Origin of the sequence: Arthrobacter pityocampae, from assembly GCF_002927275.1 — a bacterium.
Taxonomy (GTDB): Bacteria; Actinomycetota; Actinomycetes; order Actinomycetales; family Micrococcaceae; genus Arthrobacter_D; species Arthrobacter_D pityocampae.
Map to the genome: position 1 here is coordinate 431,100 of NZ_PRKW01000002.1, position 25,459 is coordinate 456,558.

Genomic DNA, 25,459 nt, shown 5'->3' on the forward strand with positions numbered 1-25,459 from the left:
CTGCAGAACACGCGAGGGAAGGTGGGCGGCGTGCACGGACACTCCCCCGGCTCGACCGGGCCGGCTGCCCCGGAGGGCGGTGCGCCCGCGCGGCCGAGTCTGGTCCACCCGGCGGAACCCGATGCCGAGCGGCTCGAGGCCGGGGCCGCGACCTTCCGGATGCTCTCCGACCCCACCCGCCTGCACCTCCTCTGGATCCTCACCCGGGGGCCCGCCGACGTCGGGAGCCTCGTCGCAGCCACCGGGGCGAACCGGACCGCGGTGAGCCAGCACCTGGCCAAGCTGCGGCACTCCGGCCTGGTCTCCACGCGACGGGATGCCCGCAACGTCATCTACAGCATCGTGGACGGGCACCTGTCCCGCCTGATCCTCGAGGGTATGAACCACGCCGACCATCGCGTGACCGGAGAACCCGTCCACGACTAGGACGTCTCCCGACCCGGCGGCGACCCGGGCGGATCATCGCGGGCTCGCCCACGCAGCCCCCACGGTGCGTCCCCGGCCCGAACCGTGACCATTCCGGTACGTGTCCGTCGCTCCCCTGATGAAACTGTCACCGGAGACTTGGAGCATGGCACTCATGGGGATCGACAAGGCGCAGCCGGCACACTGGCTCAAGGACAATCAGGGCGCTCTGCCGTCCATCATCGCGGTCATCGGCGTCACCCTGTTCTGGGTGGTCGGAGCGATCGGCGGGATCCGGTTCCTGGCCGATGCGAGTTCGCCGATGGCGATGCTCACCGGGCTCTACATCGGTCTGGCCGCGGTCGCGGTATCGATCATCATCGCCACACTCGCTGTGAACGACCTGACCCGTCGCTACGCCCGCGCGCGGAACCGCCGCCAACGCTGAGCGGGACAGCATGGGTGAAGAGCACCACGGACGGGCACGTCGAGGATCGTCGCCGAACCGACCCGAGAGTCGGCCGGCGTACGGACCCGCGGCCGTGATGTTCTAGTCCTCGAAGACGGACCAGCAGATGCTGCTCCGTCGGCTCTGGTCCTCGAGGACCAGGGTGCGGAGGCGGGCGGGGATCTGCTGCCGCTGCCAGTCACGCTCAACCCGCCCGGCTTCTCGACATCGGTGCTGGGCGGCTGCAGCTGCAGCGGCCTTGATGGCATAGGCGGCCGCACCCAGGTCATGCTCGGGGACATGAGCGACACAGGCGGCCTGACCTGCCGAGTAGGCCGCGAACCGGGCGGCACCACGCAACGGACGCGCCGCGCCCATCGCGTGCCCGCCGATCGCGCGGGTCGTCATCATTCCCGCTTCGCCGCGCGCCCAAGCCCGCGCCGCTTCGATGGCCGCACGCGGCCGGTCATCCCCGGGATCCGATGCCTCGAACAGCCCCAGGACATGCTCAGCACAGGTGGCCGCCCACAACGCCAGCAACCGGTGATCCGCCTCTGTCAAAGATCCACCACGTCGGACCGACACGAGGCGAGGATCGCGAACGGCGGGAAGGATCACACGACTGTTCCTACTCCCTTCGTCCACCGACGACAACCCGCCATGTTCAGAACTGGACGCGCGGGTGGTGATCCCGCTCTGAGCCCGAGGAACACCACGCGCTGATGAGGTACAGCACCACTCGCCGGACTGTAGGCGCCACCACTGATCATGCTGGAGAGGGTACTCGCGGTCAGCGGTCCGCGGACGCGTCGGATCGTCGCGGTCTCCTGATCACTGGGCGCTCGTCGGGTGCGGTCTGCCCGCAGCATTGCGAGCGGCGTGGGCTCGCTCGTGCCGGCGCAGACGCGCCCCGCTCCATCCGGTCAGACGCGTCACGTCAGGCCCTGCCCTCCCCCTCCGCGGGCAATGGCGCCAACAGGGCACGCGCGCTGTCATGGACGACGCCGTACGACCTGTCCCTCCACACGTCACTGTTCCCGGCAGCGGTCACCCGCAGCGTCCGACCCTCCGCGACGACACGCACGGGCGGGTTGCGCCGCCTTCCTCGATCCCAGAAATCATGTGCTCATACGATCATCCTGCCGGCACGACATGGTCGGTAGTGGCGGCATCCCGTAAAGCATTGCTGCTGACTGACTCTTCCCCCGGATGTGGGGCGGGGCGAGGCCGGGCAGGGACGTGGCACTGTTGCTGCGCGCCGTTCGGTGGGGGTGGTGCAGCATTCAGGAGGACGAACGTTCCGTACCTCGTGCCCGCGTGAGACCGCGGGCCCGCATGATCTCGGCCGCGACGTGAGCATCGTCGACGAAGCGTCGGGTGAGGCGGGTGTAGTTCTCCACTTCGCGGGGCGTCCATCCGGTGAGCACCTGCGCGATCATGTCGTCGCCGAGGTCGAACACATGCTGCGCGGCGTCCGTCCCTGCTGCGGTGAGCCCGACGATCGTGGCTCGTGCATCTGTGGGGTCCGGTGTGCGCTGCACCCAACCATTGGCTTCGAGGCGGTGCAGGATCTTGCTGACATTCGACGGCCCTGTCTTCAGTTGCTCCGCGATCCGGGAGGGCCGCGAGGGGCCCGCGAAGCCGAGCAGCCGAAGGAGCTGGTGGGACGGCTGGTCCAACGGTTCGCCGGACCGCGTCAGGACCTCCGACTGGAATTCCGGTGACTCCCACAGGTAGATGAGACGGCTGAGGTCGGTCAGGAGATCGGACCGGTACTGCGTCGTACTGTCCGGGTCGCGTCCACTCCGAGCTGGTGCCATGTCGCAACACTACCGCGGACCACCAGCACTCCCCCGGAATATACTGTCCAAAAAGACAGTTACTACTGTCGTAAAGGACACTACTTGCACCGTTGCCCGAGTACGGGGCGTCTGCACGCTCGGACTCTGCGCCGCCCGGGAGTCGGCCTCGGTGTCCGCCGCCCGACCACTGTCACTGGAGGAAAAGCCATGACCACCCTTCCCACGATCCCCGCCGGTCCCGTCCTCGACTTCATCGCGGCGACCGACCGTCACGACCCCGACGCACTGTTCGCGGTCTTCGCCCCGAATGCGACCGTCAGCGACGACGGCACCACGTATGCCGGGGCAGCCGAGATCCAACGGTGGATCCATGATCATCAGATCGCGCCGAGGATCACCCTCGACCCGATCGCCTACAGCCAAAGCGGTGACGGCGCCGCGACGCTCATTGCTGCTGCCGACGGTGACTTTCCCGGCGGGCCATTACCGTTCGCTTTCGACTTCACGGTCGACGGCGGCCGGGTCGCCGCGCTGAGCATCAGCATTGCGATCTGACCTGACCTTCCGGGAAGCTCCGACCCCACGGGTCACGCGAGGAGGAACCGCCCGTGGGAGGGTCATGGTGCGACCGCCCAGGAAGTCACTTACGCCGATCCTGAGGCGCCTCGAACACAACGGCGTCCTCGTTTGCGCCGTCGTCAGCACTCGTCCCGGTGCGCTGGTCCACGAAGCCCGGCAGCAGCGTTTCGACGACGCACCCGACACCTCACCAGGTGGAAGACCGATTCAGGGGTCACCGCCGCCGGTAGAACGAGAATGTCCCATCTCCGGCTTCCTGCCGCGCGGTTGGCAACGGGCCGGTACTGACGGGTGCACTCAGGGTGTCGGGCCGGGTGTGTGCAGGAGGTCGTGGGAGACGTCCCAGAGCCGTCGCGCGTTGGCCGGATCGATGGCGTACGGCAGGACTCCGTGGAGACCGTCGATGATGGCGGGGACCACCTCCGCTTCCCTGCAGTCCTCCAGGTACCGTCCCCCGATGGCCTTGAGCGAGGGAGAGGTTGCGGCGAAAACCGACGTCGCGGCGCCCTGTTCGGGTGTCTTGGTGAAAAGACCCGCGGCCGCGACGTGCTTCCTGGTCGCAGCAAGGACATCCGGGGTCCAGTGGCGCTGCAGGTTGGTCCAGATCCCGCCGGGCATGACCGCGTTCGCGGTGATCCCGTCTCCGGCCCACCGCCGGGTCGCCTCGACGGCGAAGAGCGCATTCGCCGTCTTCGACTGCCCGTAGGCCTGTCCGGCGTCGTAGGGCCTCCGGTCGAAGAACAGGTCCTCGTAGACGATGTCGGACGCACCGTGTCCGCTGGAGCTCACCGAGACGATCCGCGCCTCACCTGCCGCTGCCAGCGCGCCATGCAGTCCGTGGGCGAGGGCGAAGTGCCCGAGGTGGTTGGTGGCGAACTGCAACTCCCACCCCCGGGGTGTCCGCAGTTCAGGGGTCATCATGACGCCCGCGTTGTTGATCAGCAGGTGCAGGATCCCGGTCCACGTGTCCACGAAGCGATCGACCGAGTCGATGTCCGCGAGATCGAGGGACGCGACGCGGACGCTCGCCCCGGGACGGGCGCCGGTGATCTCCTGTGCCACACGACGCCCGGCGTCGACGTCGCGGACCGCGAGGGTCACGTCCGCGCCGGCATAGGCGAGGGCCCGGGCGGTTTCGACCCCGATGCCTGACGCGCCTCCGGTGACGATCGCGGTGCGGCCGGACAGGTCGATGCCCTCGACGACGTCCCGGGCGGTGCTCGTTGCGGCGAATGATGCGTCGATGCGTGTCATGGAAGATGTCCCGTCGTGGTGTTCATGGTCGTCCCTTGAGTGTGCTGCCCTCATGCCGCGAGCATCGCATCGGGCTCCTCGTCGGTCAGCTCCGCGGTCGTCGTCGAGGGATAGATCCCCGCGTTGCTGACGAGATTGTCGATGCGCCCTCCGAGCGTCTCGGTGGCCTCTGCGGCTGCTCGTGGACCCGGTGACGAGTGCTGTCCTGCCCCCAGGTGCCGGGGGCTGACGGTCGGGCTGATCGGTGTCGATGTCATGCCTCTGTTCTAGATCCGACCGGACATGGGAGCCAGATCACGCTGAACCGGGGCATGACAGGACCACGCACGGCGGGGCGGGACGTCCTACAGTGAGCGGATGACCGCTGATCGGACACAGCTCGGGGCGTTCCTGCGCGCCCGCCGCGACAGCCTGACCCCGGACGAGGCCGGCATGCGGGCCTTCCCCGGACCGCGGCGCGTCCCGGGACTGCGCAAGGAGGAGCTGGCGGTACTGGCCGGGGTGAGCGCCGATTACTACAGCCGGCTGGAGCAGGGGCGGCAGGTGAATGTCTCCCGCAGCGTGCTCGACGCCGTGGCCGGAGCGCTGCGCCTGAACGAGGTGGAGCGACAGCACCTGCACACCCTGGCCAGCCCCTCGCGTCGGCGCAGTTCCCCGGCTCCGGTCGAGCAGCACGCGGATCGGGGACTGCTGCGCATGCTGACCGTCGTCGATCACGTGCCGGCTCTTGTTCTCGGCCTGCGGGGAGAAGTGCTGGCGACCAATGCGCTCCTCACCGCGGTCCTCGGCGCCGTGGGACCGGCGTCGTCGCTGCTGCGCTACCTGTTCTTCGACCCCCTCGCCCGGGAACGTATCGTGAACTGGGAGCATTTCGCCGCGTCCTTCGTCGCCGCCCTCCGCGGTGAGCTCGGCCGCCATCCCGACGACCGCCGGCTGATCGCGCTGATCGACGAGCTCCGATCGCGGGACCCCGATGCAGCACGATGGTGGGAGGACCACCGGGTGCAGGACTATGCCTCCGCCGCCAAGCAGATCCTCCACCCGGTGGTCGGGGCCCTGTCCTTCGATATCGAGACCCTGGCATCGACGCGCGGCACCGATCAGGTCCTCATCGTCTACACGACCGACCCCGACTCGGAGACCGCCCGGAAACTGCCCTTCCTCGCCAGCTGGAGCACGGCACGCACGACCTCCACGTGACTCAGGACAGCCACGCCGGCCGAGGGCCGGATCAACTGGACCTGCGTGCAGAGCCCCCTCCGGTGTGTCCGCTGCCGTGCCGCAATGATCCGCGTGTGCTGAGGAGTGTGGCGTGTGGAGCCACAGGGGCAGCAGTCAGGTCGGCTTCGCCTCCGGTTCACGGGTCCAGCTGTTTCCACTGTCCTTCCGAGGTGATCCTCACGGCGCCGTCGATGACGGAGATCGCCGTCTGGTCGTCGATCGCGTAGGCGGGCCCCCGCGATCTCCGTCTCCGAGGGACGCGCCCTCTCGAGGGTGGTCCGTCGTCGTGGATCGGCTGTCCGAGCACGCCGTCGGGCTCGTCGCCGTCTCCCCGGACGGGCGGTTCTACGCCTCGGCGGGCTTACGGCAGCCCGCCGAGACCGGCCCGAGAGGGGCTTTTCGCGCGCCGCCGGGAGGGCCTCCCGTCAGGGCGTGACCGCCGCGCAGAACGAGGGAAGGGACGACGCCGCGGCGCCCGCCGGGCAGGGATCGAAGGTGAAGATGACCAGGGTCCCGAGCGCGATGATCGCCGCCGAGCAGGCGACCAGCACGACCTTGAGCCACAGGCGTGTCATGGCGGCGTCGGCGTAGTCGTCGATGATGATCCGGAGCCCGTTCGTCCCGTGCAGCATCGCCAGCCAGAGCATGACGAGGTCGAACCACTGCCAGAACGGGTTCGCCCACTTCCCGGCGACGAAGGCGAAGTCGATCTGGTTGATGCCGTCGCCCAGCATCAGGTTCACGAACAGGTGGACGAGGATCAGCACCAGGAGCAGCGCACCGGACCACCGCATGAACAGCCAGGCGAGGAGCTCCCTGTTGCCGCCGGTCGTGACGCGCCTGCGCGGCGGACTGATCCGCTCCCGCGTGACGGGCCTCCGTGCCCGTGTCATGACCGGCGGTCCTGCGCGGTCGTAGCGCGGCGGCGGCCCCAGACGGGCTGGAGGTCGGCCATCTCCTCCTCGGTGGCCGTGCGGAAGGGGGCGACGGCGGGCGCGGGGGGCGCGTGCCGCTCCTGGCCGCGGGTCTTCACGAGGCTCGCGACGACGGCGACGGTGAGGATCGTGGTGATCACCAAGAGCGAGATGGGCGTGGGGATGTAGTAGAGATCGATCTTCAGGGCCATCTTGATGCCGACCCAGACCAGGACGAGGGCGAGCCCTACCTTCAGGTACACGAAGCGGTGGATGAGGTCGGCCAGGAGGAAGTACATGGCGCGCAGGCCCAGGATCGCGAACGCGTTGGCGGTGAAGACGAGGAACACCTCGTCGGTGACGGCGAAGATCGCGGGGATGGAGTCGACGGCGAAGACGATGTCCGTGACCTCCACCAGCACGAGGACGGCCAGCAGGGGCGTGGCGAGCAGGATCCCGTTCTTCCGGATAAGGAACCGCTGGCCGTGGAAGGCATCGGTCATGGGCACGTACCGGCGGAAGAGCTTCAGGGCACGGGACTTCTCGGGGTCGATGTGCTCGTTGCGCTGGAAGAGCATCCGGATGCCGGTGAAGAGCAGGAATGCCGCGAAGACGTAGAGGATCCAGGAGAAGTTCTGGATCAACACCGCGCCCCCGGCGATGAAGATCCCGCGGAAGACCAGGGCGCCGAGAACCCCGAAGAACAGGACGCGGTGCTGGTACTCACGGGGGACCGCGAAGAACGTGAAGATGATGGCCCAGACGAAGACGTTGTCCACGGCGAGGGATTTCTCGATCAGATAGCCGGCGAAGTACTGCTGCCCGAACTCGGCTCCCCAGACACGCCACACGATGATGCCGAACACCACCCCGAAGAACACCCAGATACCGGACCACACGGCCGCCTCGCGGACGCTGATGACGTGGGCGTGCCGGTGGGCGACGAGGTCGACGACGAGCATGAGGAGGATGAAGCCGATGACGGCCAGCCAGATCCACAGGGGTACGTTCACGAAGTGCTGCCTTCCAGTCAGTGGTTACCAACTGGAGGTCTCTCCCGGCCACCGGGGTGGCCCTGTCCGCCGGAGGGTGCTGGGACCCTCGTAGTGACGACGAGCAGGATGTGGGGATACTCCCCTCCGTGCCTACGAGTGAATCACAGTTCCCCCGGGGAGCGGAAGGGGATCAGGCGGAGTTCACGCTCAGCGGCAGGTCGAACACGATCGATCGCTGGGTGGGGACGTAGCCCATGCGCTCGTACAGACCGAGCGCCCCGGAGGGGTTCTCGGTGTCGACGCCCAGCCCGGCGTTCTGCATGCCTGCTGCGCGGTAGCGCCGCATCGCCTCGGCGAGCAGTGCCGGGGCGAGTCCGCGACCCCGCCAGGCACGCCGGACACCCAGCAGGTCCGTGTAGCCCTCCGTGCGGCCGAGGAGCCGCTCGGAATCGGGGTCGTAGCTGGACAGCTGGTAGGCCGCCACCTCGCCCGTCGACGGGTCGAGGAGAGCGACGCTCCAGTCCGCCCGGAACTCCGGGTGGCTGACGGTGAACTGCCATGATTCCTGGTCGCGGGGCTCACTCCCCCAGTGGTCCTGGAAGGCGTCGTTGTGGGCGAGGCGGACCAGTTCGGACAGGCCCCGGCCCGCACCCTCCGCGAAGGTGACGAGCTCCAGCCCGTCCGGGACCGGGAGCTCGGGGATCGGCTGGTCCAGTGGCCGCGTCATCTCGGTGAAGTAGCGCACGATCCTGCTGCCGCTCGCGGTGAGCAGCGCGAGGTGCGAGGGGTTGCGTTCCTCGACGTAGTTCCGGAAGATCCCTTCCGCCTGGCCGGTCTCCCGCAGGCGCATCTCCGCGCGCCACGCCTGCCAGGTCAGGACGGCCCGGCCGATCCCGCGGCCGCGCCACGCGGGGTCGATACCGCCCGCGCCGTGGATCAGCGACGAGCCGGGATTCCGGGACAGGCGCCCGAAGGCCCGCGGATCGCCGTCGGCGTCGAAGCCGGCGATCGTGTCCCTGCGGGGATCGTTCTTCGAGGCACGCAGCGCCTCCTCGAGGTCGGCGCGCTGTTCCACCCAGTCCGGCTGGTCCTGGTCCGCGATGCGCTGGATGAGCGCATGCCAGCGGGGGATGTCGGCGTACGTCAGCGGTCGCCACAGCAGTCCGTCGGGCAGCGGCGGAGCGGCCGGCGCCTGGCCGGCCGCGGCGGCATCGGGTCCGGAGGTGGAGGGGGTGGTCATGGCCCCAGCCTATGCGAGGACCACCCCGCCCTGCCCGAGGCGCGGGCCAGGTGGACCTGTGCGTGGCGTACCCGGCGGTCCGGCATCCCGATACCCCGGTTCCGAGGCGCCGGATCCGAGGCGCCGGTCAGCTGCTCACCACGGACTCCACGGGTGTCCGCTCGTGGTCGCCCGGAGGAGCCAGCGCCACGACGTCGTCGCACAGGGCGGCCTCTGCGGGGTCATGCGTCACGAGGAGGACGGCGGTGTTCGGGAGGCCGCGCCGCAGGTCCGCGAGAAGGGACCGCGCGCCGTCGGCGTCGAGGTGAGCGGTGGGTTCGTCGAGGAGGACGACGCCGGACCGCGTGAGCAGGGCGCGCGCCACGGCGAGCCGCTGCCGCTGGCCGCCCGAGAGCCTGGACCCTCCCGCTCCGGCGGGAGCGTCCAGCCCGCCGTCGAGCCCCTCCACCAGTCCGGTCAGTCCCACGGCGTCGAGGACGGCCTCCAGTTCGGCGTCCGTGGCCTGGTCAGCGGGCGGCCGGGCGAGCTGCAGGTTGGAGCGCAGGCTCGAGTTGAACAGGTGGCTCTCCTGCGGACACCAGGCGAGCCGCGGCGTGCCGCCGTCGTCGCGAGTCTGCCCGTCCACCAGGAGCGTCCCCCGCTCGAGGGGGAGGAAGCCGAGAAGGGCGCCGATCACGGTGGACTTGCCGCTGCCCGAGGGGCCCGTGAGCCCGGTCCAGCGCCCCGGAACGAGGTCGAGGGTCAGGCCGTCGACCACGGGGCGCCCGAGTTCGTAGCCGATGCTCGCGCCGCGGAGGGAGACGGAGCGCGCTGCGGACTGCGTGGCGGATTGCGTGGTGGTCCCGCTGTCCGTGTGCTGCAGGTCCGCCTCCCAGCCGGCAGGGCTGAGGTGCGGGACGATCCGGCGCGTCACGGCCGCCAACGGACCCCAGTGCTGCACGGCGGACGTGCCGGCCACGAACGGCTCGATCAGGGCGAGTTGCATGAGCACGAGGACGGCCGTGAGATCGGCCGGGAGGCCCTCCGCGCCGACGAGGATGCCAAGCGAGGCGGTGCAGCACGCAACGACGATCACGGCGGTCGACGCACCTGCCGCGGACGCCGAGCGCCGCGCGGCCGCCGCGACCGCCTCCCCCAGCTCACGGGTGCCGGCGAGCGCGGACCGGTGGACCCCGTTCACCCGGAGGTCGGGGGCGGCGCGCAGCAGACCCGTGACGCGTTCGAGGCCCTGCGCTCGCAGCCGGACCGCGGCTGCCCCGACGGCCTGCTCGCGGAGGACGGCGACGGCGGGTGCGATGACGAGCGCCGCGACGACGGCGAGGGCCTGCCACCCGAGGGAGGCAGGGTGCAGCACGGCCGTCGTGACGAGCGCGGCGACACCCGTCAGCACCGAGGTGACGACGGGCAGCAGGGCGCGCGACGACAAGTCGCGCAGTTCGTCGATGTCCCCGACCAGACGCTCGATGCCCCCGGATCCTCGGGCGATCGTGCGCCACGACCGTCCGGTGCCGAGCAGCCCGGTCCACAGCCGCAGCCGGGTGTCGTCCGCCCGGTGGAACACCGCGCGGTGCAGCCAGAGGCGTTCCTCGTAGCGCAGGACGGAGCGGCCGATACCAAAAAAGCGGACGCCGACGATCGCCGTGAGCAGGTAGAGGATGGGCGGCTGCTCGGCGGCACGGACGATCAGCCAGCCGCTGAGCGCGGTCAGAGCGACGGCGAACGACGACGCGCCGAGGCCGAGTGCGGCGGCGGCGAGGAACCGCCGGTCCCAGGGCCGGACGAGCGCGAGCACGTCGCGGGCGGAACGGAGCCACGAGGCCTCGGGGCCACGGTGCCGGCTACCGGTCGCCTCGGCGGGGGTTCCGGAGGCGGTGGAACCCCCAGGACCGTTGAAACCCTCGGGGGTGGAGGAAGTCCCAGGGGCGGAGGAAGTCCCGGAGGGTGCGGGAGGGTTCGGAGTCCTGGCGGCGTCGGGTGTCCCCGGCACCGTGCTGACCGGCGTGCTGCGCCGGGCTGCCGCGTCGCGGTCCGCGAGGGCGGAACCGACCGTAGCCGGTGGCCGTCCCGCCGGGAGGCTGATCGGTCGGACCGCGGCGGCGGAACCGACCGTAGCCGGCGGCCGTCCCGCCGGGAGGCTGATCGGTCGGACCGCGTCGGCGGACGCCGTGGCGTCCTCCCCCGGGGACTGCCCGTCCAGATGCACCTCGGCCGTGGCGAGGCGGGCCGTCTCGTCGTCGTGGGCGATCAGGAGGACGGTCAGGCCCGGCCGTCGTGCCCTGACGGCGGCTCGGATGGCGCGGGAGACGTCGTCGTCCACGTGGGCGGTCGGCTCGTCCAGGAGCAGGAGGGTGACCGACGGGTCCTGGGCGCGGAGCAGGGCCCGGGCGACGGCGACGCGCCGGAGTTCGCCCGGGCTCAGTTCCGCGCCGCGGCGGTCGGCGAGTCCTGCGGCGCCGACCGCGGCGAGCTGGCCTGTGAGGGCCGGTGAGTCCGCAGGGAGCCCGGCGTAGAGCGCGAGTTCGGCGCGGACGGTGTCGAGGAGCAGTTCGGGGTGCTGCGGGACCCAGGCGACGGCGTCGCCCCCGAGCCCTTCGACGCGGCCCTCGAGGCGGAGGCCGGGAGGAACGGCCGCTCCCCCGGCCAGGGCACGCATCAGGGTGGACTTCCCGGAGCCGCTGGGGCCCCGGAGCGCGGTGATGCTCCCCGGTTCGAGGACGAGCCGGACGCCGGCGAAGACCGGCGCGAGGGCGCCGTCGTACCGGGCGGTGAGGTGCTCGACCCGCACGCCGCCCCGCCCGCCCGGCTCGGCCTGCGGGACGCGTTCGGGGAGGTGCTCCGGCGGGGCCGCGGGGGCGTCGATGATGGCGCGGACGCGGGCGCCGGACTCCTCCCCGTCCTCGCTGGCGTGGTGGGCCGCTCCTACATCGCGCAGGGGCCCGTAGCATTCGGGCGCGAGGATGAGGGCGATCAGCGCGGTCTCGAGTCCCAGGTCCCCGTGGATCAGGCGCACGCCGGCGAAGACCGCGACGACCGCGACCGAGATGGTGCTGATGAGCTCGAGGGCGAGGGAGGACAGGAAGACGGTGCGGAGCGTGGTCATGGTGCGCGAGGTGTAGGTGCCCGCGATGTCCCGGAGGGCGCGGGTCTGTTCGGCGGCGCGTCCGAGGCCGACGAGGACGGGGAGTCCGCGCGCGAGTTCGAGCAGGTGATCGGACAGGCGGCCCAGCGCGGTGGTGGCCTGCCGGGTGTGCTCCTGCGTGTGGAGGCCGATCAGCACCATGAACACGGGGACGAGTGGCACGGTGAGGACGATGATGAGCGCGCTGACCCAGTCCGCGGCGAGGATCCGCGCGCCGATGAGCAGCGGGACCACGGCGCACGTGATCAGCGCGGGAAGGTACTGCGTGTAGTACCTGTCGAGGCCGTCGAGGCCGCGGGTGAGCAGCACCGCGAGGGAGCCCGTCCCGCCGCCGACTGCGCGCGTGGTGCCGCCGTCGTCGAGCAGGCGCAGGAGCGCGGCCTCGCGCAGCCGCTCCCGGGTCCCGAGTGCCAGGCGCGCGGCGGTGGCGTCCTGTCCCCAGGCCGCCACGGTGCGCAGCCCGGCGCCGAGGACGCCCTGCAGCAGCACGCCGCGGACGTCGAGCGCACCGGCGGCGAGGGAACCGATCCCGAGGGCGAGCGCCTGTGCCAGGAGCACCAGCCCGGCGGCGCGGACGGCTGCGAGGACGCCGAGCAGGTACAGCGCCGTCGTCGACCCTGCGGCGCCCGCCGGCCCGCCGGCCTTCAGCGTCGCCATCGGGGACACGCGCCGTCCTCCCGGGGCAGCATCGGCCGGCCGGGTCGTGGCACCCACGCTGCGCTGCCGGGGCGCGGCGGTTCCGACGGCGCCGCTCACAGCGCGGTGACGGCGTGCGCCGGCGGGATGCTGGACTCCGAGACCCGCCGCCGGAAGACCCAGTAGGTCCACGCCTGGTACGCGAGCACGAGCGGCACGCCGAAGCAGGCCACGATGCTCATCAGGCCGAGCGTGTAGGGCGAGGACGACGCGTTCTGCACGGTCAGGTCGAAGGCGGGGTCCACGGTGGACGGCAGGACCACGGGGAAGACGGCGCCGAAGATCGACCCGACCAGCGCCAGCATCGCGAGTCCCAGCGCCGCGAAGGCGCGGCCGTCCCGGCCGACGGCCGAGAAGCGATAGGCGGCGGTCAGCCCGGCGGCAGCGGCGACGACGGCGAGCCAGGTGAGCACAGACCCGGTGTCGAGCTGGACCAGGAGCGCCCAGCCGAGGAACGGGAGCATCGCCACCGGCAGGAGCCGGCGGAACAGGCGGTCGGCCTGCCGACGCACCCCGCCGTCGGTCTTGAGGGCGATGAACGCGGCGGCGTGGACAAGGCAGAAGAGCACGACGGCGGCCGCGCCGAGGAGCGCGGGCCAGGTGGCCCAGGCGAAGGCGCCGCCCACGCGGTCGCCGTTCTCGTTCAGGGGCAGGCCCGTGGTCGTCAGGGCGAGCGCGGCGCCGATCCCGGCTGCCGCGGCGAAGGATCCGAGCGCGATGGCCCAGTCCCAGCCGTTGCGCCAGGCGTCGCTGTGCCGCTTGCCGCGCCACTCGAAGCCCACGGCACGGAAGATCAGGCCGAGCAGGACGAGCAGGAACGGTAGATAGAGCGCGGACAGCAGGGACGCGTACCAGTAGGGGAAGGCGGCGAACGTGGCGCCCACCGCCGTCACGAGCCAGACCTCGTTGCCGTCCCACACCGGCCCCACGGTGTTGAGCAGGACGCGCCGCTGGGTGTCGTTGCGGGCCATGAGCTTCATCAGCATCCCGACCCCGAGGTCGAAGCCCTCGAGGAAGAGGTAGCCGCACCACAGCACGGCGATCAGGACGAACCAGAGGGTGGGCAGGGCCTCGGTCATCGGGTCACCTTCCGAGTGGTTGCGGGGTATCGGGAGTCGGGGCGCGCATCGGCGGGGTGCGCGGCACCGCCGGCGGGGCGGTCAGTACGCGAACGCGAGGACATCGCCGTCGTCCTTCCTGCCGTCGTGGGACCCGCCGGTGCCGTCCGGGTCGTCGGAGTGGGCCAGTTCGGGCATCGCGGACGCCGTGCCGCCCCGGACGTAGGTGAACAGCAGCTTCACCTCGACCACGAGGAGCGCGGCGTACACCAGGGTCAGCAGGACGAGCGAGGTGACCAGCTCCGGGACGGACACGCCGGGCGAGACCGCCGCGGCCGTGAACATGAAGACGCCATCGATGCCGGTGGGGTCCGGGTTGGGCGCGACGACGAACGGCTGCCGGCCCATCTCGGTGAAGACCCAGCCTGCGATGTTCGCCCCGAACGGCGCCAGGATCCCGAAGACTGCCAGCCGCATGAGCCAGCGTGACTCCGGCACCGTGCCCCTGCGCAGGACCCACAGGGCCGCCGCGGACGCCGCGGCGGCGATCGCCCCGAACCCGATCATGATGCGGAAGCCCCAGTAGGTGACCTCCATGACCGGCAGGTAGTCGATTTCCGAGCCGGCGAGTTCCCCGTACATGGGGTCGTCCGGCAGGTGCGTGCCGTACTTCTCCTGGTACTCGGGCAGGAGGGTGTTGACGCCCTTGACCTCGGTGGTGAAGTCGCCGTTGGCGAGGAAGGACAGCACCCCGGGTACCTCGATGACCGCGGTGATGTCGTCGCAGCTCTGCGCGCCGAGATTGCCGACCGAGAGGATGGAGAAGCCCGTGCCGTCGTGGCAGGCCGCCTCGGCGGCGGCCATCTTCATGGGCTGCTGGTCGAACATGAGCTTGCCCTGCAGGTCGCCGGTGATGCCGGTGCCGGCGAACGCGATCATGGCGACGAGGGCGCCCGCGCGCGCCGAGCGGAGCCACACGGTGTGGTCCGCCGCGTCCCGGGCGCCGCTGCCCGCGCCGACGACGACCTTCCCATCGGGGCCGAGGGTGTCCAGTCCGTCGTGGCGCCTCTTCCACAGGTGGTACCAGCTGATGCCGAGGAGGAACGCGCCGGCGACGGCGAGGCAGCCGAAGAGGGTGTGGGGGAAGGCGACCAGGGCCGTGTTGTTGGTGAAGACCGCCCAGGCGTCGACCATGACGGGCCGGCCGTCGACCATCTCCACGCCGACGGGATGCTGCATCCAGGAGTTCGCGACGAGGATGAAGTAGGCCGAGAAGACGGACGCGAGCACGGCGGTCCAGAGCGAGAGCAGGTGGACCAGGCGCGGGAGCCGCCCCCAGCCGAAGATCCAGAGGCCGAGGAAGGTGGATTCGACGAAGAAGGCCAGAAGCGCCTCCATCGCGAGCGGCGCGCCGAACACGTCGCCGACGAAGCGGCTGTACTCGCTCCACGCCATCCCGAACTGGAACTCCTGCACCAAGCCGGTGGCGACGCCCACGATGAAGTTGATGAGGAAGAGCTTGCCCCAGAACTTGGTCATCCGGAGGTAGTGGTCCTGGCCGGTGCGGTACCAGAGGGTCTGCATGACGGCCACGAGCAGGCCGAGCCCGATGGTCAGGGGGACCATGATGAAGTGGTAGACGGTCGTGATCCCGAATTGCCACCGGGCAATCTCCAAGGCTTCCATGGGGCCCTTTCAGCAGTTCGGCGCGTCGCTGGCGACGGAACTTCTACGGGTCGTAGAAATGTTCTTCTACACATCGTAGAACATGTGGAAAGAGTCTTCTACGCAGAGTAGAATTGTTCACCGGGAGGTTGTACGTTAGACGTATCACACCCTGGCATTCCCTCCCGGGAGTGCGTCTCCGTCGGCCGATGGGGACGGATCGCGGTTGATCGAAGGAAAGCACATGGCAACGCTCGGAGACCTGGAACGCACAGTGATGGACCTGCTGTGGACGACCCCGGAGGCGATGACCGCCAACGAGCTGCGGGACGCCATCGCCGAGGCGCCGTCCGGGGAGGTGGGGCGCGAGCTGGCGGTGACGACCGTGCTCACGGTTCTGTCACGCCTGGAGAAGAAGGGCCTCGTCACCCGGGAGCGCGACAGCCGGCCGCACCGGTACATGTCCGTCACCAGCCGCGAGGACCACACGGCGGAACTCATGCACGAGGTGCTCGTGACCGCGCCGGACCGCGAGGCCGTGCTCGCCCGGTTCATCGGCAGTGTGTCGGACGCCGAGGCCCAGACCCTGCGCAAGCTGCTCGGCGGCAGCTGACCCCGCCCCGTGTTCTGGGCCTCCTACCTGCTCGCGGCACTCGCGATCATCCTCGCGTGGCCCGCGCCCATCGCCCTCTCGCGTGCTGAATGGCCCGCGCGGGCACCGTTCACGGCCATGGTGCTGTGGCAGTCGATAGCCCTGGCGGGCGGACTGTCCATGATCGGCGCCATGCTGGTCTGGGGCCTCGAACCCCTGGGCGACAACCTCGTCGAGGCCTCCGCGGCGTTCCTGGGCATCCTGCTCGATGACGGGTCGGCCGAGTCCCTCGGCGTCATCCACGTCTTCGCGATCAGTGCCGCGATCCTCCTCTTCGGGCACCTCGTCTTCACCCTGGCCCTGACCTTCGTGCGCATCCACCGGCAGCGGCGGCGGCACCGCGACATGCTCACCCTCCTCAGCTCCCCCGCGGCCGGCCAGCCCGCGACGCTCGTCATCAAACACCCCGCGCCGGTCGCCTACTGCCTGCCCGGCGGCGCCCGCTCCGTCACCGTGATGTCGGACGGGCTGATGGATCTGCTCAGCCAGGCGGAACTCGACGCCGTCCTCACGCACGAGAGCGCGCACCTGCACCAGCGGCACCACCTGCTGCTCTGGGCCTTCGCCGCCTGGCGGTCGGCACTGCCGTGGCTGCCCACCTCCCGGCTCGCCCAGCAGGCCGTGAGCGAACTGATCGAGATGCTCGCCGATGACGAGGCCCTGCGCCACGTGGACGAGCCGACGCTCGTCCGCGCCATCGCCATCGTGGGTGCGGGCGCCCCGCCGTCGACGTCGGACGCCCTCGACGACGCCCTGGCCGGCGAGAGCGGGATCCCCCTCACGGCGGCGGTGACCGGCGGGACCGCCGACGTCGTGTCCACCGTCCCGCGCCTGCGCCGCCTGCTCACTCCCCTGCCGCCGCTCAGTCGCCTGCAGCAGGGGCTGGCGTTGTCCTCCGCCGGGCTGCTGCTGGTGGTCCCCCCGCTGCTCCTGGTGGCCCCCGAACTGCTCGGCTGAGCGCCCGTCAGGCGTCGATGCGGTCCCGGTCCAGGGAGGCCGCGCCCGCGACGATGAAGTCCTTGCGGGGCGCGACGTCGCTGCCCATCAGCAGGTTGAAGACGCGCTCGGCGGATTCGGCCTCCTGGATGCGCACGCGCCGCAGCGTCCGGTGGCGCGGATCCATGGTGGTCTCGGCGAGCTGGTCCGCGTCCATCTCCCCGAGACCCTTGTAGCGCTGGATCGGTGACTTGTACCGCTTCCCCTGTTTCTCCATGGCGGCGAGGAGGCGCGTCAGCTCGGCCTCGGAGTAGGTGTAGATCATCTCGTTGGCCTTCGAGCCGTTGTTGATCACCTCCACCCGGTGCAGCGGCGGGACGGCGGCGTACACCCGGCCGGCCTCGACCAGCGGGCGCATGTACCGGAAGAAGAGGGTGAGGAGCAGCGTCCGGATGTGGGCGCCGTCCACGTCGGCGTCGGTCATGAGGATGACCTTGCCGTAGCGTCGTGCGTCCAGCTGGAAGCTCCGCCCGGAGCCCGCCCCGATGACTTGGATGAGGGCGGCACACTCGGCGTTGGAGAGCATGTCCCCCACCGAGGCCTTCTGCACGTTGAGGATCTTGCCGCGGATCGGCAGCAGCGCCTGGTAGTCGGAGGATCGCGCGTTCTTCGCGGTACCGAGCGCGCTGTCGCCCTCGACGATGAAGAGTTCCGACCGCTCGGCGTCGTCGATGCGGCAGTCCGCGAGCTTCGCCGGCATGGAGGAGGTCTCCAGGGCGTTCTTGCGCCGCTGCGTCTCCTTGTGGACCCGCGCCGAGATGCGGGACTTCATCTCGGCGACGACCTTCTCCAGCAGCAGCGCCGACTGCGCCTTGTCGTTGCGCGTCGGGGAGGACAGCCGTGCCTGCAGTTCCTTCTCGACCACCTTCGCGACGATCGCCCGCACGGCGGAGGTCCCGAGGATCTCCTTGGTCTGGCCCTCGAACTGGGGTTCCGCGAGCCGGACGGTGAGGACGGCCGTCAGTCCGGCGAAGACGTCGTCCTTCTCGATCTTGTCGCTGCCGGCCTTGAGCTTGCGCGCGTTGGCCTCGATGACCTTGCGGAAGGTCTTCAGGAGCGCCTGCTCGAAGCCGCTCTGGTGGGTGCCGCCCTTGGGGGTCGCGATGATGTTGACGTAGCTGCGGACCGTCGTCTCGTAGCCGATGCCCCAGCGCAGGGCGATGTCCACCTCGCAGTCCCGCTCGACCTCCGCCATCTGGCTGTGTCCGCGCTCGTCGAGGACGGGCACGGATTCCTTGAACCGGCCCGACCCGTGGAACCGCCACACATCCGTGACCGCGGCGTCGAGGGCGAGGAACTCGGCGTACTCGGAGATGCCGCCGTCGTGCTGGAAGACCTCCTCCACGGGACCTGCCTCCGCCGGCGTGCCCGGGAGCCTCCGCTCGTCGCGGAGCGTGATGCGCAGGCCCGGCACGAGGAACGACGTCTGCCGGGCGCGGGTCTGCAGTTCCTCGTAGGAGAACGTGGCGTCCGGGGTGAAGATCTGGCGGTCCGCCCAGTACCTGATGCGGGTGCCCGTCACCCCGCGCTTGGCCGTCCCGACGACCTCGAGTCGCGACCCGTCGAGGAAGGGCTCGAACGGCGCGGTGGGCGACGGCGTCCTGCCGTCCTTGAAGATCCCGGGCTCACCGCGGCGGAAGGACATGGCGTAGGTCTTGCTGCCGCGGTCGACGAAGACGTCCAGGCGGGAGGACAGCGCGTTGACGACGCTGGCACCGACGCCGTGCAGGCCACCGGATGCCGTGTAGGAGCCGCCGCCGAACTTCCCGCCGGCGTGGAGCTTGGTGAAGACCACCTCGACGCCGGTCAGCCCGGTCTTGGGTTCGATGTCCACGGGGATGCCGCGCCCGTCGTCGTGGATCTCCACCGAACCGTCGGCGTGCAGGATGACCGTGATGCTCTGGCCGTGGCCGGCCAGCGCCTCGTCCACCGAGTTGTCGATGATCTCCCACAGGCAGTGCATGATGCCGCGGGAGTCCGTGGAGCCGATGTACATCCCGGGACGCTTGCGCACCGCCTCGAGGCCCTCGAGGACCGAGAGGTGCCGGGCGGTGTAGTTCGAGGTGGGGGTCACGCTGAGTCAGGCTCCTTGGCAGAACGGGCACGATCCAGGACAGGCGTCAGGAGGGTGGTCGCCGGGGTGGGTCGCTCCAGTTTATTACCTCCCACCGACAGGGACCGGCAGGGACCGGCAGGGACCGGGCCACGCCTCCGTACGGTCTTCGCGCGCCGCCGGGGGTGTGACCCATACCCTTGATACGCCGCAAGCGAAAGGGGCCCAACCTGCGGAGGTGCGGCGACGAATAGTGGTTATATGAATACACGATCCACATGAGGAGGCATTCATGACCACTGCAGTAGCCACTCGCGAGCTCACTGCCCTGGACCGCTGCGACCGCTGCGGCGCCCAGGCCTATGTTCGGGCAGTCCTTCAGTCCTCCGGTGGAGAGCTTCTGTTCTGCGGCCACCACGCGCGTGCCGTCGAAGCGAACCTCAAGCCGCTCACCTCTGAGTGGCAGGACGAGACTCAGCGGCTTCACGCGAAGCCGGCCCTCGCCGACGACTGATCGATCCACAGCATCGACCCCTGACCCGAGAAGGCGCCCCGTGTACAGGCGCTGACAGACGAGGAAAGGCCCGCTCCGACGGAGCGGGCCTTTCCTCGTCCAGGACACTTCCCTCCAGGACACTTCCCGGGGTTCGCACCATTCCGGGTCCCATGACGAAGGGCCCCTCCCGTGGGAGGGGCCCTTCGTCGTGGGCATGCTCGACGGTCAGTCGAGGTAGTCCCTCAGGACCTGGGACCGTGAGGGGTGACGCAGCTTCGACATGGTCTTCGACTCGATCTGGCGGATGCGCTCACGCGTGACGCCGTAGACCTTACCGATCTCGTCCAGCGTCTTCGGCTGTCCGTCGGTCAGGCCGAAGCGCATGGCCACCACGCCGGCTTCCCGCTCGGAGAGGGTGTCCAGCACGGAGTGGAGCTGCTCCTGCAGGAGTGTGAAGCTCACGGCGTCGGCCGGTACAACGGCCTCGGAGTCCTCGATCAGGTCACCGAACTCCGAATCGCCGTCCTCGCCGAGCGGCGTGTGCAGGGAGATGGGCTCGCGGCCGTACTTCTGGACCTCGACGACCTTCTCGGGCGTCATGTCGAGCTCGAGGGCGAGTTCCTCCGGGGTCGGTTCCCGCCCGAGGTCCTGCAGCATCTGCCGCTGGACGCGGGCCAGCTTGTTGATGACCTCCACCATGTGGACGGGGATGCGGATGGTCCGGGCCTGGTCCGCCATCGCGCGGGTGATCGCCTGGCGGATCCACCAGGTCGCATAGGTCGAGAACTTGAAGCCCTTGGTGTAGTCGAACTTCTCGACCGCGCGGATCAGGCCGAGATTGCCTTCCTGGATGAGGTCGAGGAAGAGCATGCCGCGCCCGGTGTAGCGCTTGGCCAGGGACACGACGAGGCGGAGGTTCGCCTCGAGCAGGTGGTTCTTGGCCCGCTTGCCGTCGTGGATCACGAATTCGAGTTCGCGCTTCAGCTTCGGATCCATGTCCGGATCGGCGGCGATCTTCTCCTCGGCGAAGAGGCCGGCCTCGATGCGCAGGGCCAGGTCCACTTCCTGCTCGGCGTTCAGCAGGGCGACCTTGCCGATCTGCTTGAGGTAGTCCTTGACGGGGTCCGCAGTGGCACCGGCGGAGACGACCTGCTGCGCAGGTGCGTCGTCGTCGTCGGCATCGGAGTAGACGAAGCCGGTGCTCGTCCCGACCTCGGGGGTCTCGGGCTTCGCGTCCTCGGCATCGACCTCGATGGCAGGGTCCGTTGTGTCGGCGGTGTCCACGGAACCCTCGGCGTCCGCGGCCGAGGCCTTGGCTGCGGCAGCCGACGAAGCGGCCTTGGTCGCGGGCTTCTTGGCCGCTACCCGTCGCTTGGTAGTGGTGGTACCAGCGTCTGGCGACGCCGGTGCTGCTGTCTTCTTGACCGACACAGAGAACCTTTCGTACGGCGGTGTGTGGCATCGTCAGAGGGACAACACCACTATGACCCTGTCAAGTCCGCGCTCGATACCAGATGAACACTGCCCGGGACAGTTCCCAAGGGAACGGTCCCGCAGCCCTCGCTATTCCCCCGGGAGCCGCTTGTCAGCGACCGCCTGCGTGGGAATGCTCGGTGATGTTCTGGTGCACGGACCCAACCGGGTCTCAACTTTCATTGTCTCACGGTTCGCTGCCCCGCCGGAAATCACCCCGCGGCCGGCGGGCCGCTCCGTCCCGCCGGGTCCGCGGAGCCTGGCCTCGCCTCAGGCTGCGACACGCAGGGCCGCCGCGGCACCCTCCGTCCAGGCGGTGGTGCGGCTCCGCGCCCAGACCGGGAGCCCTCCGCGGCGCAGGAGTTCGTGCAGCAGACGCGCGAGGCGGTAGCCGGGCACGGCCCGCTCCGCCGCGTCGAGGAAGACGGCCGCCCGTGATCCCCGACCCCGCGCGTATTCGAACCAGGCGCTCATGGTGAGGGCCGCGGCACAGGACTCACCGTCCGACACCGCAGCGAGCCGCGCGAGGAGGATACTCATGGCGTCGACGCGGTCCCACGCGATCGCGCCGGGGTACCTGCCCGCCAGCACGTCCGCATAGCGCAGGGCCCCGGCACCGCAGGAGGCGGGCCCGGCCGTCCGCGGCTCCGGGTAGCGGGCGTCGGACCCGGCCTCGGGCCGTCCACCCGGTCCGGGGTCTGCGTCGGGCCCGGCCTCGAATTCGGATTCGGGATCGAGGCCGGCGTCGACTTCTGCAGCGACACCCGCCGCGCGGACCGCCGCCACGGCATCGTGGAGCGGACCGCACCTGCGTACCTCCGGCAGGACCCCTGCGGCGGCAGGACCTCCGTCCGGTGTCGAGGGCGTGTCGGCCCGCGGGCCCGGAGTGAGCAATCCGCAGCCCGCGGCGCCGTCCACTGCTGCTGCGGATCCGAGGCACGCGCTGACGAGGAGGAAGTCGCGGACCGCCCGCGCCTCGACGCTCGCGAGGAGGAACCCGGCGACGTCGGGCTCGGCCTCCGCGTCGAACTCCCCGAAGCGGTGGAGGACGGCGTCCCACAGTGCGGATGTCGCGCGGAACTGGTCGGGGGTCGTCCACCGGCCGGCGCAGCACGCGGCATAGTGCGCCTGCGCGGTCTCGACGGCCCGGATCACCGCGTCCGGGGCTGCCGTCCGCGCGGTGGCCCGCTCGGCGACGGACGGTGCGGCCCGGAGGACGGCGTCGGGTGCGGAGGCGTCGAAGGCACTCCCGCCGAAGATCAGCTCGGCGTTCAGCGCGCTGTGCGCCACGGTGTCGAGGGGGTGGCCCGGCCAGGGGCAGCACTCCTCCTCGAGACAGAAGAAGTCCCGCCACGCGGACCGCGAGACGAGCCAGCCACCCCGGACGGGCAGGCCCGCGGTATCGAGGACGTCCTCGAGGGTGAGCACCGTCCCGCTGCGCGGCGCCGGGGCTCCTAGCCCCCAGGGCTCCTCGGTGTACACGACGACGAGCGTGCCGTCGGCGTCGAGGTCGCCCTCCAGGAACGAGAGCACGCCGTGGGCGAACCCGAGCGGGTCCGCCCCGGCGTCGGGGAGGTCCACCCGCAGTGTGGCCCCGAGCTTCCGGCCGGCGGTGGTCAGGACCACCAGGCTCTCGGAGGGCAGGAAGCCGAGGGCGTGCGGGATGTAGGAGAGGATGTCGGCCGGTGAGCTGACCACGAGGGACGGTGACGCCGGGGTGCCCGGTACCGGGCTGGAAGGAGATGACATGCCGCCAGCCTGCTCCCGCCACCCGCCGGTCGCACGGGAGTCCCGGCTTATGTGGACAACCCCGGCCCGGACAGGAGCCGACCGGAGCGGACCGCAGCCGTCCGACCGACCCCTACCGGCCCCGGGCGGCCCGCTGCTCGCGGCGGCGCCGGCGTTCGCGGGCCAGGGCGTCACGGAGCGGCGGCACGACGACGCCCTGCTCGGCCATCCTGCGGCGGACCCTCCGCCTCGCGATGACGACGGCCGTGGCGCCGACGGCCAGGACGAGGATCTGCACGGACATGGCCAGGCGGAAGGACGGCAGCGCGTACAGGTCGCCCTGCGAGAACCCGGTACCGAGCAGGATGTCCAGGACGGTCCCGATGGCGAACATGGTCAGCAGGGACGCCAGGAAGCCCCCGATGTTCACGATCCCGGTGGCGGTCCCCATGCGTGCCGCAGGGTTGAACGTGCGGGCGAAGTCGAAGGCGATCATGGATCCCGGCCCCCCGACGGCGAGCGCCACCACCAGCAGGGTCAGGAGGACGAGGGGGGCCGGTCCCGGATAGAGGAGGACCGCGAGCCAGGCCCCGGCCATCAGGGCGGCGATCGCGAGCACCATGGTGGAGCGGCGGAGGGGGTGCCGGCCCACGTACCGGCCGAGGAGGGGTCCGCAGACGATTCCGACGGCGACGAACAGGGTCATCAGCGCCGACGCCGCGCCCTCGCCCACCTTCTCGGCCCGCACCAGGTAGGGGTAGCCCCACATGAGGACGAAGACGGTGCCGGGGAACTGGATGGTGAAGTGCGTCCACAGGCCCAGCCGCGTGCCAGGCTGCTTCCAGGCGGCGGCGAGGGAGGTGCCCGTCTCCCGGATGGTCTGGACGGTCCGGGTGCCGGCGACGGGCGAGTCCCGGATCAGGACGACCGCGAGCAGGACGGCGAGCGCGGACAGGGCTGCAGCCGAGAGGAACGCGGACTGCCAGCCGGCCACGGACAGCACGGCGACGAACGGGAGGACGGACACCACCTGACCGAGCTGGCCGATGATCCCCGTCCACTGCGTGAGGACGGGGATGCGGCGCGGTTCGAACCATGCGGGGAGCAGTCGGAGGACGCTGATGAACGTCATGGCGTCCCCCGCGCCCACGAGCAGGCGGCCCGCGATGCCGGCTCCGACCGTATCCGCGAAGGCCAGGTGCGCCTGCCCCAACGCCATGAGCACGCCGCCGGTGACGATCAGCGTCCTCGGTCCCCACCGGTCGACGAGGACACCGACGGGCACCTGCAGACCGGCGTAGACGAGCAGCTGGACGACGGTGAAGACCGACAGCTGCGAGGCCGAGGCGCTGAAGCGGTCCGTCGCCTCGAGGCCGGCCACGCCGAACGTGGTGCGCTGCGTGACGGCGACGAGGTAGGCCGCGACCCCAGCCGCCCAGACCAGGAGTGCCCGCGAAGAATTCACCTGCCCATTATCCAGCGGCGGGCGCGCCGTCCTGTCCGTCGTCGCGCCCGTCCGGGGTGCCGGGCTTCGACGCGGCCCCGGTCTCCGGCGTGGCATCGGGGCGGTCGTAGTCGATGGCCGTGGTCCCGAGGAACTCGGTGTCCCAGAGCAGCGTCGACTCCTCCTCCGCCTGCGGGCTCGCCAGGTAGGCCTCGACGGCGGCGCCCAACTCCTCCGCGCTGGCGAGCTCGCTGTTCTCCTTCACCAGGAGCGATTTCCGGGCGACGCCCTCGGCGTACTCGTCGTAGCGCTTCTCGAGCGAGGCGACGACGGACTGCACCTCCGAGGAGTTGTCGACCTGCCGGGCGATCTGCCGTTCGACGTCGCGCCCCGTCTCCCGCAGGCGGTCGGTGGGGAGGACGAGTCCGGCGGTCGCGCCCAGGTACTCGAGGCCCGCCACGGCGGCGGGCGGGTACTCGGCCTCAGCGAGGTAGTGGGGCACGTGGATGACGTGCCCGACGACGTCGTGCCCGGCCTCGACCAGCCGCAGCTCCAGCACGTGCCCGATGGAGGCCTGCAGTTCGGCCGTGGGACGCCAGGCGTTCATGCCGTCGATGAGGTCGGACCGGTTGCCGTGCAGCGTGACGCCGATCGGCCGCGTGTGCGGGACGGGCATCGGGATCGCGTGGATCCACGAGGTCATCGGCACGTCCAGGTCCTCGACGAGTCCGACGACGGCGCTCGCGAAACGCTCCCACTGGAAGTCCGGCTCGGCGCCGGTCAGCAGCAGGAAGGGCTCACCGAGCCCGTCGTACAGGCGGTGCAGTTCGAGCCGGTGCGGCCGGTAGTCCGTCAGGTGGTCCTCGGCGAACGTGATCTTCGGGCGGCGGCCGCGGTAGTCCATGAGCTGGTCGGCGTCGAACACCGCGACGGGCTCGTGCTCGAGCACCTCGAGGAGTTCCTCGCTGACCTGCGAGACGACCTGCCCGGCGTCCATGAAGCCGGTCAGGCTCACCAGCAGGGGAAGGCCCCGGCTCGCGGGGTGGTCGAAGGCATCGGTGTCGGCGGTGTACAGGGTTCGTGGATCCAGCATGGCTCTCTCCTCGGGTCAGGTCCTGCATTCGTCAACACCGCCTGCGCCGGCTTCATTCCGGGGCGCCGCGGCACAGAGACTACGATCGTCAGGACGGTTCCCGGCCCA

General features: G+C 70.5%; 21 protein-coding genes and 1 pseudogene. 7 read left to right on the forward strand and 15 right to left on the reverse strand.

What is annotated here, in order from left to right:
* The first annotated feature begins 99 nt into the window (after positions 1-99).
* Positions 100-426 (forward strand): ArsR/SmtB family transcription factor, encoded by a 327-nt coding sequence (locus C4K88_RS05885; protein ID WP_241521748.1) that lies wholly within the window; start codon positions 100-102, stop codon positions 424-426.
* Positions 427-571: 145 nt separating this feature from the next.
* On the forward strand, positions 572-853 hold the full coding sequence (locus C4K88_RS05890; RefSeq protein ID WP_104120679.1) for a hypothetical protein: 282 nt from the start codon (positions 572-574) through the stop codon (positions 851-853).
* Positions 854-955: 102 nt separating this feature from the next.
* On the opposite strand, the gene C4K88_RS17900 is transcribed toward C4K88_RS05890, so the two are convergent.
* Both C4K88_RS17900 and C4K88_RS05900 read right to left on the reverse strand, forming a co-directional pair.
* Complete coding sequence (locus C4K88_RS17900; protein WP_368771583.1) at positions 956-1,498, reverse strand: putative immunity protein; 543 nt, start codon at positions 1,496-1,498, stop codon at positions 956-958.
* A 638-nt stretch (positions 1,499-2,136) separates the two neighbouring features.
* Positions 2,137-2,673: a MarR family winged helix-turn-helix transcriptional regulator gene (locus tag C4K88_RS05900; protein ID WP_104120681.1), complete on the reverse strand. Its 537-nt coding sequence runs from the start codon at positions 2,671-2,673 to the stop codon at positions 2,137-2,139.
* 189 nt (positions 2,674-2,862) lie between these two features.
* On the opposite strand from C4K88_RS05900, the gene C4K88_RS05905 reads away from it, so the two are divergent.
* Positions 2,863-3,210, forward strand: a complete 348-nt coding sequence (locus C4K88_RS05905; protein WP_104120682.1) for a nuclear transport factor 2 family protein — start codon at positions 2,863-2,865, stop codon at positions 3,208-3,210.
* A 321-nt stretch (positions 3,211-3,531) separates the two neighbouring features.
* Here C4K88_RS05905 and C4K88_RS05910 read toward each other — a convergent pair whose 3' ends face one another.
* Positions 3,532-4,488 carry an SDR family NAD(P)-dependent oxidoreductase gene (locus C4K88_RS05910; RefSeq protein WP_104120683.1) on the reverse strand — a complete coding sequence of 319 codons (957 nt, stop codon included), beginning with the start codon at positions 4,486-4,488 and terminating at the stop codon, positions 3,532-3,534.
* A gap of 50 nt (positions 4,489-4,538) precedes the next feature.
* Positions 4,539-4,745, reverse strand: coding sequence for a hypothetical protein (locus C4K88_RS05915; protein ID WP_104120684.1), 207 nt, complete (start codon positions 4,743-4,745; stop codon positions 4,539-4,541).
* 100 nt (positions 4,746-4,845) lie between these two features.
* On the opposite strand from C4K88_RS05915, the gene C4K88_RS05920 reads away from it, so the two are divergent.
* Complete coding sequence (locus C4K88_RS05920; protein WP_104120685.1) at positions 4,846-5,688, forward strand: helix-turn-helix transcriptional regulator; 843 nt, start codon at positions 4,846-4,848, stop codon at positions 5,686-5,688.
* Positions 5,689-6,134: 446 nt separating this feature from the next.
* Here the strand turns inward: C4K88_RS05920 and C4K88_RS05930 are convergent, their stop codons facing one another.
* The 6 genes from C4K88_RS05930 to C4K88_RS05955 all read right to left on the reverse strand — a co-directional run bounded on the left by C4K88_RS05930 (position 6,135) and on the right by C4K88_RS05955 (position 15,437).
* A complete protein-coding gene (locus tag C4K88_RS05930; protein WP_104120686.1) occupies positions 6,135-6,602 on the reverse strand; it encodes a succinate dehydrogenase hydrophobic membrane anchor subunit in 468 nt (155 codons plus the stop codon).
* Positions 6,599-7,636: a TerC family protein gene (locus tag C4K88_RS05935; protein ID WP_104120687.1), complete on the reverse strand. Its 1,038-nt coding sequence runs from the start codon at positions 7,634-7,636 to the stop codon at positions 6,599-6,601. The genes C4K88_RS05930 and C4K88_RS05935 overlap by 4 nt, the downstream gene beginning before the upstream one ends.
* A 172-nt stretch (positions 7,637-7,808) precedes the next feature.
* Positions 7,809-8,858: a GNAT family N-acetyltransferase gene (locus C4K88_RS05940; RefSeq protein WP_104120688.1), complete on the reverse strand. Its 1,050-nt coding sequence runs from the start codon at positions 8,856-8,858 to the stop codon at positions 7,809-7,811.
* 127 nt (positions 8,859-8,985) lie between these two features.
* Positions 8,986-12,654 carry a thiol reductant ABC exporter subunit CydC gene (gene cydC / locus C4K88_RS05945; RefSeq protein ID WP_104120689.1) on the reverse strand — a complete coding sequence of 1,223 codons (3,669 nt, stop codon included), beginning with the start codon at positions 12,652-12,654 and terminating at the stop codon, positions 8,986-8,988.
* Positions 12,655-12,749: 95 nt separating this feature from the next.
* Positions 12,750-13,772: a cytochrome d ubiquinol oxidase subunit II gene (gene cydB, locus C4K88_RS05950; RefSeq protein WP_104120690.1), complete on the reverse strand. Its 1,023-nt coding sequence runs from the start codon at positions 13,770-13,772 to the stop codon at positions 12,750-12,752.
* Positions 13,773-13,853: 81 nt separating this feature from the next.
* Entirely contained in the window at positions 13,854-15,437 is a 1,584-nt protein-coding gene (locus C4K88_RS05955; protein WP_104120691.1) for a cytochrome ubiquinol oxidase subunit I, read from the reverse strand.
* Between the two features lie 223 nt (positions 15,438-15,660).
* Between C4K88_RS05955 and C4K88_RS05960 the strand changes: the two genes are divergently transcribed.
* Both C4K88_RS05960 and C4K88_RS05965 read left to right on the forward strand, forming a co-directional pair.
* Complete coding sequence (locus C4K88_RS05960) at positions 15,661-16,029, forward strand: BlaI/MecI/CopY family transcriptional regulator (RefSeq protein ID WP_104120692.1); 369 nt, start codon at positions 15,661-15,663, stop codon at positions 16,027-16,029.
* Between the two features lie 9 nt (positions 16,030-16,038).
* Positions 16,039-17,025 (forward strand): M56 family metallopeptidase, encoded by a 987-nt coding sequence (locus C4K88_RS05965; RefSeq protein ID WP_104120693.1) that lies wholly within the window; start codon positions 16,039-16,041, stop codon positions 17,023-17,025.
* A 7-nt stretch (positions 17,026-17,032) separates the two neighbouring features.
* Here the strand turns inward: C4K88_RS05965 and C4K88_RS05970 are convergent, their stop codons facing one another.
* A complete protein-coding gene (locus C4K88_RS05970) occupies positions 17,033-19,138 on the reverse strand; it encodes a DNA gyrase/topoisomerase IV subunit B (protein WP_104120694.1) in 2,106 nt (701 codons plus the stop codon).
* 271 nt (positions 19,139-19,409) lie between these two features.
* Here C4K88_RS05970 and C4K88_RS05975 point away from each other — a divergent pair, with 271 nt between their 5' ends.
* Positions 19,410-19,631: a DUF7455 domain-containing protein gene (locus C4K88_RS05975; protein WP_104120695.1), complete on the forward strand. Its 222-nt coding sequence runs from the start codon at positions 19,410-19,412 to the stop codon at positions 19,629-19,631.
* 207 nt (positions 19,632-19,838) lie between these two features.
* Here the strand turns inward: C4K88_RS05975 and C4K88_RS05980 are convergent, their stop codons facing one another.
* The 4 genes and pseudogenes from C4K88_RS05980 to C4K88_RS05995 form a co-directional block, all read right to left on the reverse strand.
* Positions 19,839-21,044, reverse strand: a complete 1,206-nt coding sequence (locus C4K88_RS05980) for an RNA polymerase sigma factor (protein WP_104120696.1) — start codon at positions 21,042-21,044, stop codon at positions 19,839-19,841.
* Positions 21,045-21,356: 312 nt separating this feature from the next.
* Complete coding sequence (locus C4K88_RS05985; RefSeq protein ID WP_104120697.1) at positions 21,357-22,835, reverse strand: DUF4192 domain-containing protein; 1,479 nt, start codon at positions 22,833-22,835, stop codon at positions 21,357-21,359.
* A 112-nt stretch (positions 22,836-22,947) separates the two neighbouring features.
* On the reverse strand, positions 22,948-24,279 hold the full coding sequence (locus tag C4K88_RS05990) for an MFS transporter (RefSeq protein WP_104120698.1): 1,332 nt from the start codon (positions 24,277-24,279) through the stop codon (positions 22,948-22,950).
* 178 nt (positions 24,280-24,457) lie between these two features.
* Positions 24,458-25,351, reverse strand: a pseudogene (locus C4K88_RS05995) (proteasome assembly chaperone family protein); the annotation flags it as partial.
* Positions 25,352-25,459 lie beyond the last annotated feature (108 nt).